Raw genomic sequence first — 13,000 nt, 5'->3', positions numbered from 1 at the left:
CGTGAGAAGTGACTCAGCGGGTACGTACGGTGACTGTCCGGTTGTTGTCCGGTGGTGTCGGTGCTGTCGGGAGGGGCCTGCGGGTAGGGCGCTGGGGCAACGCTGCGAGGACGACGAAGGGGCGCGGGATGGCGGTCGAGGTGGACGAGCCGGGGTGGGAGGTGGACCCTGACGACGAGTGGGGCGTCGCGGTCATCGCCACGGTGGGACGGCAGTTGAAACTCCGCCGCGAGGCGGTGGGGATGCGGGCTGCCGACTTCGGAGTGGCAGTCGGGTACGGGGAGGACCTCGTCTACAAGGTCGAGGGCGGTAAGCGGATTCCCCGGCAGGAGTATCTGGACAGAGCCGACGAGGTGTTGGGCGCGGGCGGGCTCATCGCGGCGACGTGGGAGGACGTGAAGAGGGTCCGGTACCCGAAGAAGGTCCGGGAGCTGGGGAAGTTGGAGGCCAAGGCGGTTGAGATCGGCATCTACGAGTGCAACAGCGTCCACGGGCTGTTGCAGACGCCCGAGCACGCCCGTGCGCTGATGGAGGCTGCACAGCCGCCGTACTCGCCGGACGACGTGGAGCGCATGGTGGCCGCCCGCATTGCTCGGCAGGCGGTGTTCGATCGCGACCCGGCGCCGTCGATCCATTTCGTCCTGGAGGAGGCACCGTTGCGGCGGCCGATTGGCGGCACAATGGTGTGGCAGCGCCAGCTCGAACGCCTGCTGGAAGTAGGGAGGTTGAATCCCGTCACGCTTCAGGTGATGCCGACGGACACCGATGCCCACCCGGGTGTGGACGGCAAGATCGAGTTGCTGAAGTTCCCGGACGGTACGGCGGTGGGGCGTTCCGACGGCGCGTTCAACGGACGGCCGATCGCCGACCCGAAAGACCTGCGCATTCTTGAGCTGCGGTATGGCACCATCCGGGCGCAGGCTCTCCCGCCGAGGGAGTCGCTGGCCTTTGTCGAACGATTGCTGGGAGAGACATGATCCGCAAGGCCTCCGCCAGGGACGCCTCCGAGCTGGCGTGGTTCAAGAGCAGTTACAGCAGCGGCACCGACGGCAACTCTTGCGTCGAACTGGCCCTCACCCCCGGCACCGTCCACGTCCGTGACTCGAAGCACGCCGACGGCCCCCGCCTGGCCCTCACCCCCGCCGCCTGGACGCACTTCCTTCCGTACGCGTCGGAGCGCTGACGACCTCCTGCGTCCCGACGACCGCCAGCAGCTCCAGCAGCCCCGCGCTGTCCGTCCCGACGGCCGGGGTGAACCAGAGCAGTCGCTGGCGTCCGTCCTCGCTGAACAGGTTGAGGCAGTTGACCTCGATGACGCCGAGCGTGGGGTGCACGATGCGCTTGCGGTCGTCGCGCCGGAAGGCCACGTCGTGGTCGGCCCACAGCGCGGCGAACTCGGGAGAGACGTCGAGCAGCGTGCGGATCATCGAGCCGGCCTCCGGGTCCTTCGCGTCCCTGCGCGCGGCGGCGGCCCGCAGGTCGGCGACGAAGGCGCGGGACTGGCTCTCGTGGTCGGCCTCGGGATGCAGGAGCCGGGCGTCGGGCTCGGTGAACCACCGGTGGACGAAGCTGGCCCGGGGCCCCCGGAAACCGGACTGGTCCCCGACCAGCGCCACGGCCAGCGGATTCTGTACGAGGGTGACGTGCAGGTCGGTGATCACCTGCGCCGGGGTCGAGGCCAGCCGGCCGAGCAGGTCGAGCATGCCGGGGTGCACGTGCGAGGCGGCCCCGCCCGGCACGGGCACCGGCCGGTCCGCGAGCCGGTACAGGTAGTCCCGTTCGTCGGCGGACAGCCGCAGCGCCCGCGCCAGCGCGGCGATCATCTGCTCGGACGGCTGGGATCCGGCCCCGCGCTCCAGCTCGTTGTAGTAGTCCACCGACGCCCCGGCGAGCTGGGCGACCTCCTCGCGGCGCAGCCCCGGCACCCGGCGCCGCGGCCCGGCCGGGAGCCCGACGTCGGCCGGGCGGATGCGCTCCCGCCGCGACCGCAGGAACGCTCCCAGCTCGGCGTACTTCACAGCGCTCATGCCGTCCATTCTGCGCCGGGCCGGGCCGCCGACCCAGGGGATGACATCCCCTGGCTGCGCGGTCCACCGCCGCGCATGGTGGAGTCATGACCACGAACACGAAGCAGAACTCGACCCCCGCGGCCGTACGCGTCGCCGTCGTCACCGGCGGATCCCGCGGTATCGGCCGGGCGGTCTCCGAGAAGCTCGCCCAGGACGGCCTGGCCGTCGTCGTGAACTACGCCCACGGCGCGGGGGCCGCCGAGGAGGCGGTGGCCGCGATCACCGCCGCCGGCGGGCGGGCGATCGCCGTACAGGCCGATGTGGCGGAGGAGAAGGAGGTCGCCGCGCTGTTCGACCGGGCGGAGGAGGAGTTCGGCGGCGTCGACGTGGTGGTGAACTCGGCCGGGCGGATGATCCTGTCGACCATCGCCGACCTGGACCTGGCGGCACTGGACGCCATGCACCGCACCAACATCCGCGGCACCTTCGTCGTCGCCCAGCAGGCGGCCCGGCGGCTGCGGGCGGGCGGCTCCTTCGTGGGGTTCTCGACCTCCGTGGTCGGAGCGCAGTTCCCGACCTACGGGGCGTACACGGCGAGCAAGGGCGCCGTGGAGGCGATGATCCTGATCATGGCGCGGGAGCTGCGCGGCCGGGACATCACGGTGAACGCCGTGGCCCCGGGGCCCACGGCCACGGACTTGTTCCTCGCGGACAAGACGCCCGAGCGGATCGAGCAGCTCGCCAAGACCCCGCCCCTGGAGCGGCTGGGCACCCCGGAGGATATCGCCGCCGTGGTCGCCTTCCTGAGCAGCCCCGCCGGACACTGGGTGAACGGCCAGATCCTGCGCGCCAACGGAGGGCTGGTCTGACATGCCCTTCGCCCACTTCAAGGTCCCCGCGGGCACTGTCACCGCCGAGGACAAGCGGAAGATCGTCGAGCGCACCACCGACCTGTACGCGGAGATCTACGGCGAGCGGGCCCGCGCCACCACCGTCGTCCTCGTCGACGAGGTCGCCGACGGCGGCTGGGGCGTCGCCGGGAACGTCCTCACGGCGGCGATGCTCAACGGGGAGACGTGACACAGAGGTGCCCGCCTACGTCGGTGCGCACCCCGCACCGGCCACGGCCTTGGGGAAGTAGGCGCGGAGGAGATCGGTGAGCGCGGTTCTGCGCTGCTCGGTGTCCTCCGGCGTCCGCTGTTCGAGCTGGATCAGTGTGACGAACCGCTTGTCGTCACCGTCACGGGTGCATCCCGCGACCGCCGTCGCCCCGCGATCCGCGACGCGGGCGGCCTCGCCCACATCCACCGCGGCGGGGTTACCGAGGCGCAGGAGTGCCCGGTCCTGCACCTCGAGCGGATCGGTGTCCGGCGGCACCAGGTCGTCGGCGACGTAGAGGACCAGCCGGTCGTCGACGGTGACGCGGCAGCGCGGACTGGTGTCCCCGGCGTCGTACGCGCGCTGGGTGAGCTTCTCGCCGTCCGGCAGGAACGGCTCGAGCTGTTCGGAGCCGACCCTGACGCCGCACAGGTCCTCGGGGACCGAGTAGTCCCTGCCCCCGTCCGAACATCCGGTGGCGACGGAGAGCAGGACGGCCACGGCGGCGCCCAGACGAACACCAGGGCGGCGCAGCCGCGGCTTCGAGGCGGTGATGACGTGGCTGTTCACTGATCTCCCGCCAGTCCCCGCGCGCGGGCGTTCCCGTCGAACGCGGCTCCGTTGATCTCCGACGTGAGGGTGTAGCGGTTGTTGCCCCCGTGATCGGGGTTCGCGTCCATCCAGATGTCGGCGAGTTTCTGCAATTGGTTCTCGCGGGCGGTGAAGACCTCCCCGTTCTGACGGACGTTCTCCTGATCGATGCGGGCCTGCTCGTCGAGCTGCCACTGGTAGGCGAGCGCGTCGACGCCGCGCTGCACGGCGTCGCCGGCGACGGGGATGAAGTTCGCGGCGCCGCCGAAGCCGTGGTAAAGCCACTTCGCGTCCCAGGACGGGTCGTCCTTGTCCGTGTCCAGGGCCTGGTAGCGGGCCTCCTCCAGGAATCCGGTGGTGTGCCCGGCCCGCAGCAGGGTCTCCTTCGGATCGCTGGGGTGGTCGTTGTAGATGTCGCGGACCATCTCCTGGTTGAGGCCGTCGTTGAGGACGCCGTAGGCGTTCTGGTCGCGGGAGACCTGCTTGGTCACCTCCATGAGCTGGTGCCGGTCGAGCTGACGCGGGTCGCCCTTGTCGTCGGCGAGCGAACTGGCGGTGTGGTGGACCTCGTCGCCGTAGTTGACCAGCACGGTCGCCATGTCGTCCCGGAACTCGCCGGGCATGTCGTCGCCCGCCTCCGAGAGGTACTTCAGCGACCGGTCGAGCACCCGGCGGTTCTCCGCGGTGTGCTCCACCGGGACGGCGTGGGAGTCGTTGGGGTTGACGCCGGTGGCCGCGGCCACCAGTGCCTTGCCGGTCGCCTCACGGGACGAGTTGCCGTCGCCGTCGTCCAGGGGGGTGTCGTCGAAGACGGGACGGTCCTTCAGCACCCACTGGGCGTTGTCCTGCGGTTTCGTGGTGTTGAAGAACTCCGTCGCCGCCTCGGGGCTGTCGGACAGCGCGGTCATGTAGCCGGTCATCGGGTCGCGGCCGAAGTCGTCGCCGATGAAGTTCATCTTGGGCGTCGGCGGCAGACCGCCGTTCCAGGTGTTGCCCGGGATCTTCATCTTCTTCTCGGTCTCGACCAGGGCATTGCCGTACTTGTTCAGGAACGAGTCGTCGTAGTCCCCGACGCGCATGAGGTTGCTCATGAGCTGGAAGCCGTAGACCTGCGTTCCGCGGGTCTGGATGCGGTCGTCGCCGAGCTGGACCATCCGGTCCTCCCACTGGCGCATGGCGGGGGAGTCGGAGCGAGTGGCGCCGGCGAGGGTGAGGCCGATGTTCTTCTGCAGGTCGCCCAGCTGGTCATGGCGTGAACGCTGCAGGTCACCGCCGTCGGAGGGGTCCGCGAGGTCGGCCCAGAAGTCGAGGGTCCCCTTCGGGCCGAGGGTGGTGGCGAACTTCTCCTGGAAGAGCGGATCGTTCCGGTGGGCGGCGAGCGCGCGATTGAGCTGGTCGAACTCCTCGGGGGACATGGAGTCCCCCTTCTTCTTGATCAGGTCCGCATACTTCTCGGCCTCGTCCAGGGCCTCGGCGGCGGAGTCCCGGTCCTTGTAGGAGGCGCCGGAGAAGCCGTACGTCGTCTGGTCCACCAGAACGCGCAGGGCTTCGGCGGCCGAGTCGTCGCTCTTGGTGGCCGCCTTCAGGATGCGTTCCACCTCGTCCCGCAGGTTGTCCACATCCTGCTGGCCGTGGTCGGGAACGGACGTGCCCTCGGCCGCCCGGTCCGGGTGGATGTTCATGGTCACGGTGAACGACCCGTTGCCGGTGTCCGACACGGTGAGATTCTTCTTCAGCCCTCGGTCGATCGCCTCGTTGAGCTGCTGGTGGTAACCGACCAGTTCCCCGTGCGTGTCCAGCAGGATGTTGAAGATGCTGGACGCCTCGGTGTGCGCGTCGGCGAACTCGCCGGCGGTCTTCGTGATGAACTCGCGGGAGACCGTGGCGTTCACACCCGCCCAGTTGGCCTTCATGGCAGCCGCCTGAAGGCCTTCGCGGGCGTCCTTCTCGAGCGTCTCCAGGTGCTTGACGACCTTCGACCAGTCGTCGGTGGCGGTCTTCAGCTTGGTGAAGTTGCCGAAGCGGAGCGTTTCCAGGTCCATCAGCCGCCCGCCTCCTCACGGAAGCCCTTGTCCAGGGTGGCGATGCTGCTCAGCCGGCCACTGATGAAGTGCTCGTTCCCTCGGTGCACCTTCTTCGTGAACTCCAGGTGGTTGGAGATGTGGGCACAGGCGTCGAGGAGGGACGTGAGCTGCTTCTCCCACCGCTCCTGCACATGGTCCAGCGCACCCCCCACGGCGAAACCCTGCGTCTTGAGGTCGGAGGCGGCGGACTGACTGCTGGACCAGGCGTCACGGCCGTGGTTCCCCAAGGAGTCCCACAGGTCGAACGCCTTGTTGCCGATGGCCGCCAGATCCTGTTGGTCGACCGTCAGCACGCCCTGCGGCGTGCCGCCCCCACCCCCACCGTCCGCCGGCACCTGGTTGAGCTGCATGTGGGTGGCCTGGCGCTGCGCCACCTCCTGCTTCAGCTGCTCCCATTCGTCCCACGCCACGCCTGCGATCCCTTCCCTCGCTCATCCGGCTGCTCTGGTGAGGCTTTCCGCCCCTCGGTTTCGCCTGCGCAGACGAGCCGGACCACCGGTCTGGACGAGTCGATCTTGTCTCCCCGCGACAGCATGAGCAAGATCGCTTTCGTTCGAGGTTCGTATACGAGCCACGAGAGGCCTGGTGCGGTGGCTGTCACGGACTGCGCGAATGGCGGGACGAAAAAACGGGAGATACCGGGATGACTGCGCCAATGCATGGCCGATGCGTCTTACCTGGTGGACGGCCGGAGGGGCGGATGGTGGCCAGGGAGTTTACGCAAGGGTCACACTGAAGAGTCCCTGCGCGCGGCAACGGCGCCGAGCGCCCCTCACCGGACGGACAGGAGCAACGCCGGCCGCCCCTCCCGGCCGCCCCTCCCGGTCCCGGTGTCAGCCGTGCCAGAAAGGGCTTCTGTGACGACGCGATCCGAGTCGAAGACCACGCTCGACCACCTGCTCACCGAGATCGAACACCGCAACCCGGCCCAGCCGGAGTTCCACCAGGCCGTCCACGAGGTGCTGGAGACGCTGGCCCCCGTGGTCGCGGCCAGGCCCGAGTACGCGGAGCCGGGTCTCATCGAGCGGCTGGTCGAGCCGGAGCGGCAGGTCATCTTCCGGGTGCCGTGGCAGGACGACCAGGGGCGCGTCCAGGTCAACCGCGGCTTCCGGGTGGAGTTCAACAGCGCGCTCGGCCCGTACAAGGGCGGTCTGCGCTTCCACCCCTCCGTCAACCTGGGCGTCATCAAGTTCCTGGGCTTCGAGCAGATCTTCAAGAACGCGCTGACCGGCCTCGGCATCGGCGGCGGCAAGGGCGGCAGCGACTTCGACCCGCACGGGCGCAGCGACGCGGAGGTCATGCGGTTCTGCCAGTCGTTCATGACGGAGCTGTACCGGCACATCGGCGAGCACACGGACGTCCCGGCGGGTGACATCGGCGTCGGCGGCCGGGAGATCGGCTACCTCTTCGGCCAGTACCGGCGGATCACCAACCGCTGGGAGGCCGGCGTCCTCACCGGCAAGGGCGCGGGCTGGGGCGGCTCGCTGATCCGCCCCGAGGCGACCGGGTACGGCAACGTCCTCTTCGCGGCGGCGATGCTGCGCGAGCGCGGTGAGGACCTGGAGGGCCAGACCGCGGTCGTGTCCGGCTCCGGGAACGTGGCGATCTACACGATCGAGAAGCTGACCGCCCTCGGCGCGAACGCCGTCACCTGCTCGGACTCGTCCGGCTACGTGGTCGACGAGAAGGGGATCGACCTGGAGCTGCTCAAGCAGATCAAGGAGGTCGAGCGCGGCCGGGTCGACGCGTACGCCGAGCGGCGCGGCTCCTCGGCGCGCTTCGTGCCCGGCGGGCGGGTCTGGGAGGTCCCGGCCGACATCGCGCTGCCGTCGGCCACACAGAACGAACTCGACGAGAACGACGCCGCCGCGCTGATCCGCAACGGCGTCAAGGCGGTCTCCGAGGGCGCCAACATGCCGACCACCCCCGAGGCCGTCCACCTCCTCCAGCGCTCCGGCGTCGCCTTCGGCCCCGGCAAGGCGGCCAACGCGGGCGGAGTCGCGGTCAGCGCCCTGGAGATGGCCCAGAACCACGCCCGTACGTCGTGGTCGGCGGAGCGCGTCGAGGACGAGCTGACGCAGATCATGAACGACATCCACACCACCTGCCACGAGACCGCCGAGCGCTACGGCGCCCCCGGCGACTACGTGACGGGCGCCAACATCGCCGGCTTCGAGCGCGTCGCCGACGCGATGCTCGCCCAGGGCGTCATCTGACGTACGGGTGAACTCGCCGCCAACGCCGAACGGGGCGTTGGCGGCGAGTCGTTGAAAGCACTACCGCTGTCGTGAAGGGTGTTCTTGGCTGGACGGATGGTGCGTGCGGCGGACAGTGGAACACCGATACCCGAGCGGGTCGCGGGACGGATGACGGGGCGAGTGGCGGGGCGGTCGAAGCAACCGCTGCCGCCGCTCGCCGTGACCGTGCCGAGCGACCCGGCCGCGCCCGCCGGACGGCCGTCGCCGCGCGCCCGGTCGGGCGGGCGCCTGTACGTCATCGACGGCGTCCGGCTGCTCGCCGCGCTGATGGTGGCCGTGCACCACTACGCCGGGACCTGGCGGGCCGACCGACCCGGCAACCCGATCTGGGGCCGGCCGGTCTCCGAGATCATGCCGACGGTGTTCCGGTTCGCCTCCTACGGCTGGATCGGCGTCGAGATCTTCTTCGTGATCAGCGGCTTCGTGATCTGCATGTCGTGCTGGGGGCGCACCCCGCGCCAGTTCTTCGTGTCCCGGGTGATCCGGCTCTACCCGGCGTACTGGTTCGCGGTCGTCTTCACCACGGCCGTCCTGATCGCCGTACCGGGAGTGTGGGAACGCCTCCGTCTGCGCGAGGTACTGCTCAACCTGACCATGCTCCAGTCCGGCTCGGCCGTGCCCAACGTCGACGGCGTCTACTGGACCCTCTGGTCGGAGCTGCGCTTCTACCTGCTCTTCCTCGTCGTGGTCGCCATGGGGCTGACGTACCGCAGGGTGGTCCTGTTCTGCTGCCTGTGGGGCGCGGTGGCGATGCTCGCGCCCATCGCCCGCCTGCCCCTGCTGGAGCTGATCGCCAACCCGGACGGAGCCTGGTACTTCATCGCGGGCCTCGCCCTCTACCTCATGCACCGCTTCGGCCAGGACCTCCTGCTGTGGGGCATCCTCGCCATGGCGTGGCTCATGGGCCAGCTGGAGCTCGGCAACCGCATCGCGGAGATCGAGCACGTCTCGGGCTGGCGGGGGAGCGTGCTGATCTTCACTGCCTTCCTGCTCTTCATGGTCGCCGTGGCGCTCGGGTACACGGACCGCATCCGCTGGAAGTGGCTGGTCACGGCGGGCGCCATGACGTACCCCCTCTACCTCGTCCACTACGCGGCCGGCACTGCGCTCATCAACCGCCTCCACGACACGATGGACGCCCGCCTCCTGGTCGCCGCGGTCATCGCCGGCTTCCTGGTACTGAGCTACCTCGTCCACCGGTGCGTGGAACGCCCCGTGTCCCGGCTTCTGAAGAAGGGCCTGGACACGTCCTTCGCCCGCCTGCGCAACGCGGGGGGCCACTGACAGGTGGTTGATCCGATGGGCCTTCTCGCCGGACGGGCGGGCCGACCTGGTGGCGGAGTGCCGGGTCGAGCGGGTCGTCGGAACGGGTGACGTTCGGCAGCCGGTCCGTGAGGTCTCCTGTCGTCCGGCGTGCCTGGTGCCTGCGGTACAGCCCCCCGTTTTGAGCGATCACCCCGTCACGCTCGGTGATCGTTGGGGTATCGTGACCCTGGGTGACCAACGGAACTCGGAGCGCTCGTCGCTGGGGGAGGCGGTTCGTTGTGAGTGGTGCTGTCGTGCCGGGGGCGGTGGGAGGTGGGCGGAAGGACCTGGCCTCCTCGCCCGCCGAGAAGGCGGCCGCCGTGAAGGCGATCGAGGAGCACATCCAGCCCGACACCGCCAAGGCCGGGGCGTGGGCGGACGAGGACACGGGGAGTGCGGTCAAGGCCTTCGCCGCCAAGGACGGGGACGGGTGGGTCACCTCCGCGGCGCTGAAGAAGGCCCACGAGACCTGGAGCGGGCAGGTGAAGAACCTGATGGACCGGCTCGACGCGGAGAAGGGCGCGCTGCGCGGCGCCGGCACGGTCCTCCAGGGCACGGACCACGGCGTGGGGGCCCAGACCGCGAAGATCCGGCCACCGTCCCCGCTGGACCGACTCTGAGGCGTGAGACAGGGGGAACGGGCCGATGCCCACGTACCACGAGATCATGACCACCGACCTGGGTGCGCTCACCACCGCCGCCGACCGGTGGGACGGCATGGCGGGCGAGTTCGCCAAGCAGGAGAAGGCCTACCGGCGGGATGTGCACGGCATCTCCATGGGTACCGGCTGGATCGGCCTGAGCGCCGACGCCGCCAACCGGCGTTTCGACATCACGCTCAAGGAGTTCGAGTACGCGCAGACGGAGGCCAAGGCGGTGGCCGGCCTTCTGCGTGACGCGCACGCACAGTTCGTGGAGCTGCGGGGCCGGCTGAAGACGGCCCGGCAGGAAGCCGTCGACGCGGGCATGAAGGTTTCCGAGCAGGGCCACGTGAGCCTGGACATCGAGCGGCTGACGGACGCCGAACGCAGAACGCTGCGCCACGACCCCGGATGGCAAGAGGCCGTCCAGTCGTGGCAGGACCACGTCAACAAGGCAGTGCGGGACGTCACGGACGCGGACGCCGGTGTGCAGATTGCGCTTCAGGCCGTCGTGATCGACTCCAGCGTCATCGCCGGGGGCAAGGGCTTCAACGGTGAGGCGCAGAGCGACATCGAGAAGTACGAGGGCGAAGCGGCCGAGAAGGCGCTGGACAAGCTCCGGGCGGGCAGCCGCCTGTCCGACAAGGAGATCGCGGAGCTGGAGCGCACCTTCCGTGACAACAGCGACGACCCGGCGTTCTCACGGACCCTCCTGGACGGCCTGGGCGCCGAGGGCACGCTCACGCTGACGAACGAGCTGAACGACCTCATCCATGTGCGGGGCGGCGACCGCGCGGCCCACTACTCGACCATCGAGACGGGCCTGGCCAACGCGCTCGCCTCGGCGACGAAGGACACCAAGTCGTCGTGGTACGAGGGCTGGAGAGAGGACATGCGCGAGGCCGGGGTGGAGCGGCACGGCACGGACGCGCAGGGTGCGCGGCTGGACAAGGCCGTGGGGTACCAGTCGCTCGTCACGCTGATGCAGAAGGGGCACGGGTACTCGCCGGAGATGCTGGGGGATCTCACCGACGACATGATCGCGGCGGAGAAGAAGGACTCGGGCATCTGGCAGCTCAAACACGAGTACGCCGGCAAGCGGGACGGTTGGTTCGCCAACGACCCCGTGGACGGCATGCTCGGCATCATGAGCCACGACCCCGACGCGGCGGCGGCGTATCTCGGTTCCGACGAGAAGATGAAGTACCTCATGAAGGACCGGGACTGGGACGTCACCCTGCACGAGCATGAGGGCGCGAAGGTCAGCACCTACACGCCCGGGGTGGACGGCGACAACCGGGCCGGCTTCGGCGCCGCGCTCCAGGCGGCGGCGACGGGCATCGACCCGTCGGACCCGAACGCGCGGTACGTCGAACACACGAAGCAGAACGACGCGGTATTCAAGTCGGCCCTCACGTCCCTGGCCGACAGCGGCGACGACTTCCCCTCATCCCTGCGTCGGCCTATGGCCAACATCCTGGTCAACCACGGGGATACGGTCCACACGGCGATGAGCGATGTCGAGATCGCGGCTTCGTCCCTGGACCAGGGCGACCTCTTCGAAGTCACCAAACAGGTCTCGAAGGACCAGGACGCCTACAACACCCTGAACGCGGGGCTGAACCAGGCGATGGTCGCCGACATCCACGACGACCCGCAGTCCAAGTCGACGGAGTCCCTCGTCCGGGCCGGCCGCACGGTCGGTTTTCTGGAGGAGGCGCGCATCCAGGCACAGGGGGACCCCAAGGTCGCGGAATTCACCTGGAAGCCCCTTGTGGACGAGGCCATCGGCTACATCCCGGTCGCCAGCGACAAGGTGCAGCAAGGGGTTGACTACGTCACCGACAGGTGGCTGGCGGACGAGCAGAAGCGGCTGGACCAGCAGGCGACCGACGGCAGTGTCGAGGCCTACAAGAAGCGGAACGGACAGCTTGCCGCTCTCTCGGATGAATGGGGCAAGAGCCACGGCGCCAGCGCTGACAGCGCGTACAGCAATATGGATGAGATCGAAGAAGCAGCTCAGTCGGGCGTAAGTCATGCGCAGGGGATTTCGGGCGCTGGAGCCACGAAATGAGGCGCGTCTGGCGGGTGGTCCTGCCCGTTGTCACAGCCATGTGCCTCATCGCCTTGGTAGCTCTATGGCTGGAAGGGCGGAACGAGACGCGCACGCTACCCCAGTCGCTGTGCGGCACGCGCGTGTCCGCGGGGGACCTGAAACCTCTGATTCCCGCCGAAGGTGAGATCACCGAGCGGAACGATGTCGACCGAAGGGACCCGCAGCCCGCGTCCTGGTGCAGCCTGAACGTGAACGGAAAGACCGCTCTCGATCTGCGGTTCGCTTGGCACGATGACGAGGTGGATCCCGTGAAGGTGGCCGGGTCGGTGAAATCCGTCTCGTACCTTGAGCTGCCGGAACGAGCGACCACGTATCCCCGCACGGCCGTGGGCAACAATGGAGCCATCGCGACCGCCCCCTGCCGGACTAAGGGTGGTGCTTACTTCACCTTGTCGGTGCTGCTGAAAGGGACCAACCTCACAGACACCGGCTATCGGAACGACATCGAGAAGTTCATGCGCGCCTACTTCCCCGCGACCGTCAAGACCCTTCACTGCCGGTGAGCCTGTCCCCGGAGGGGGCGCTCGGGCGTCCGTGTGTAGGACTTCGTGACGTGGGGTACAGTCATCCGCTTCGATTGGCCAGGCCCCTGCCCCGTATGGCAGACTAGCCGAGTTGCTCGGTCGAGTGCCGATGCTGCGCGCCTCCCGCCGGGGGGACCGGAAGCGAGTCCCACAGTACTCGTCGCCCCTGATCAGGGGCGGAAGTACGGGAATCTTCCGGGAAGTGTCAGCGGGGTGCAGACCAGGCGCCCGGTGGGCCTCTCGCCCCCGCCCGCGGTTCCGGAAGGGCCCGCACTCCCCATGCAGGGAAGTCCCGAAGAGGGACATCCGTGTCAGCGGGAGCGCGACACGCCCGACCGCGTGGGTCGGAGGTGAGGGTGAGGAACACCGGGTTC

13 protein-coding genes are annotated in these 13,000 nt (G+C 69.1%); 9 read left to right on the top strand and 4 right to left on the bottom strand.

Annotated elements, in window-relative coordinates; all coding sequences use genetic code 11:
- The first annotated feature begins 128 nt into the window (after positions 1-128).
- Both ACIRG6_RS12955 and ACIRG6_RS12950 read left to right on the top strand, forming a co-directional pair.
- On the top strand, positions 129-977 hold the full coding sequence (locus ACIRG6_RS12955) for a helix-turn-helix domain-containing protein (RefSeq protein WP_364676358.1): 849 nt from the start codon (positions 129-131) through the stop codon (positions 975-977).
- Entirely contained in the window at positions 974-1,183 is a 210-nt protein-coding gene (locus tag ACIRG6_RS12950; protein WP_364676360.1) for a DUF397 domain-containing protein, read from the top strand. Before ACIRG6_RS12955 ends, ACIRG6_RS12950 begins: the two co-directional genes overlap by 4 nt.
- On the opposite strand, the gene ACIRG6_RS12945 is transcribed toward ACIRG6_RS12950, so the two are convergent.
- Complete coding sequence (locus tag ACIRG6_RS12945) at positions 1,134-2,036, bottom strand: helix-turn-helix transcriptional regulator (RefSeq protein WP_364676363.1); 903 nt, start codon at positions 2,034-2,036, stop codon at positions 1,134-1,136. The two genes, ACIRG6_RS12950 and ACIRG6_RS12945, sit on opposite strands and share 50 nt — an antisense overlap.
- Positions 2,037-2,113: 77 nt before the next feature.
- On the opposite strand from ACIRG6_RS12945, the gene ACIRG6_RS12940 reads away from it, so the two are divergent.
- Positions 2,114-2,878 (top strand): SDR family oxidoreductase, encoded by a 765-nt coding sequence (locus ACIRG6_RS12940; RefSeq protein WP_364818620.1) that lies wholly within the window; start codon positions 2,114-2,116, stop codon positions 2,876-2,878.
- Position 2,879: 1 nt separating this feature from the next.
- Positions 2,880-3,089 carry a 4-oxalocrotonate tautomerase family protein gene (locus tag ACIRG6_RS12935; RefSeq protein WP_318214025.1) on the top strand — a complete coding sequence of 70 codons (210 nt, stop codon included), beginning with the start codon at positions 2,880-2,882 and terminating at the stop codon, positions 3,087-3,089.
- 15 nt (positions 3,090-3,104) lie between these two features.
- On the opposite strand, the gene ACIRG6_RS12930 is transcribed toward ACIRG6_RS12935, so the two are convergent.
- The 3 genes from ACIRG6_RS12930 to ACIRG6_RS12920 are packed head-to-tail and all read right to left on the bottom strand — an operon-like array spanning position 3,105 to position 6,192.
- Entirely contained in the window at positions 3,105-3,677 is a 573-nt protein-coding gene (locus tag ACIRG6_RS12930; protein ID WP_403322443.1) for a hypothetical protein, read from the bottom strand.
- Positions 3,674-5,740: a hypothetical protein gene (locus ACIRG6_RS12925; protein ID WP_403322442.1), complete on the bottom strand. Its 2,067-nt coding sequence runs from the start codon at positions 5,738-5,740 to the stop codon at positions 3,674-3,676. The genes ACIRG6_RS12930 and ACIRG6_RS12925 overlap by 4 nt, the downstream gene beginning before the upstream one ends.
- A complete protein-coding gene (locus tag ACIRG6_RS12920; RefSeq protein WP_391983336.1) occupies positions 5,740-6,192 on the bottom strand; it encodes a hypothetical protein in 453 nt (150 codons plus the stop codon). Before ACIRG6_RS12920 ends, ACIRG6_RS12925 begins: the two co-directional genes overlap by 1 nt.
- Before the next feature lie 447 nt (positions 6,193-6,639).
- On the opposite strand from ACIRG6_RS12920, the gene gdhA reads away from it, so the two are divergent.
- The 5 genes from gdhA to ACIRG6_RS12895 all read left to right on the top strand — a co-directional run bounded on the left by gdhA (position 6,640) and on the right by ACIRG6_RS12895 (position 12,605).
- Positions 6,640-7,998 (top strand): NADP-specific glutamate dehydrogenase, encoded by a 1,359-nt coding sequence (gene gdhA / locus ACIRG6_RS12915; RefSeq protein WP_225636241.1) that lies wholly within the window; start codon positions 6,640-6,642, stop codon positions 7,996-7,998.
- Between the two features lie 150 nt (positions 7,999-8,148).
- Positions 8,149-9,324, top strand: coding sequence for an acyltransferase family protein (locus tag ACIRG6_RS12910; RefSeq protein WP_403322440.1), 1,176 nt, complete (start codon positions 8,149-8,151; stop codon positions 9,322-9,324).
- Between the two features lie 260 nt (positions 9,325-9,584).
- Entirely contained in the window at positions 9,585-9,965 is a 381-nt protein-coding gene (locus tag ACIRG6_RS12905; protein WP_403322438.1) for a hypothetical protein, read from the top strand.
- A gap of 25 nt (positions 9,966-9,990) precedes the next feature.
- A complete protein-coding gene (locus ACIRG6_RS12900) occupies positions 9,991-12,060 on the top strand; it encodes a hypothetical protein (protein ID WP_403322435.1) in 2,070 nt (689 codons plus the stop codon).
- Positions 12,057-12,605, top strand: coding sequence for a hypothetical protein (locus ACIRG6_RS12895; protein ID WP_403322433.1), 549 nt, complete (start codon positions 12,057-12,059; stop codon positions 12,603-12,605). The genes ACIRG6_RS12900 and ACIRG6_RS12895 overlap by 4 nt, the downstream gene beginning before the upstream one ends.
- Positions 12,606-13,000: the final 395 nt, after the last annotated feature.

It is taken from the genome of Streptomyces flaveolus, assembly GCF_044765825.1.
GTDB classification, from domain to species: domain Bacteria; phylum Actinomycetota; class Actinomycetes; order Streptomycetales; family Streptomycetaceae; genus Streptomyces; species Streptomyces flaveolus.
This window is presented reverse-complemented; position numbering and strand designations above follow the sequence as displayed.

Bases quoted from the DNA above. Each gene is read 5' to 3' on its own strand.
- ACIRG6_RS12900 (WP_403322435.1), top strand. From the start codon at position 9,991: ATGCCCACGTACCACGAGATCATGACCACCGACCTGGGTGCGCTCACC.
- ACIRG6_RS12955 (WP_364676358.1), top strand. From the start codon at position 129: ATGGCGGTCGAGGTGGACGAGCCGGGGTGGGAGGTGGACCCTGACGAC.
- ACIRG6_RS12945 (WP_364676363.1), bottom strand. From the start codon at position 2,036: ATGGACGGCATGAGCGCTGTGAAGTACGCCGAGCTGGGAGCGTTCCTG.
- ACIRG6_RS12910 (WP_403322440.1), top strand. From the start codon at position 8,149: ATGACGGGGCGAGTGGCGGGGCGGTCGAAGCAACCGCTGCCGCCGCTC.
- ACIRG6_RS12940 (WP_364818620.1), top strand. From the start codon at position 2,114: ATGACCACGAACACGAAGCAGAACTCGACCCCCGCGGCCGTACGCGTC.
- ACIRG6_RS12950 (WP_364676360.1), top strand. From the start codon at position 974: ATGATCCGCAAGGCCTCCGCCAGGGACGCCTCCGAGCTGGCGTGGTTC.
- ACIRG6_RS12895 (WP_403322433.1), top strand. From the start codon at position 12,057: ATGAGGCGCGTCTGGCGGGTGGTCCTGCCCGTTGTCACAGCCATGTGC.
- ACIRG6_RS12925 (WP_403322442.1), bottom strand. From the start codon at position 5,740: ATGGACCTGGAAACGCTCCGCTTCGGCAACTTCACCAAGCTGAAGACC.
- ACIRG6_RS12935 (WP_318214025.1), top strand. From the start codon at position 2,880: ATGCCCTTCGCCCACTTCAAGGTCCCCGCGGGCACTGTCACCGCCGAG.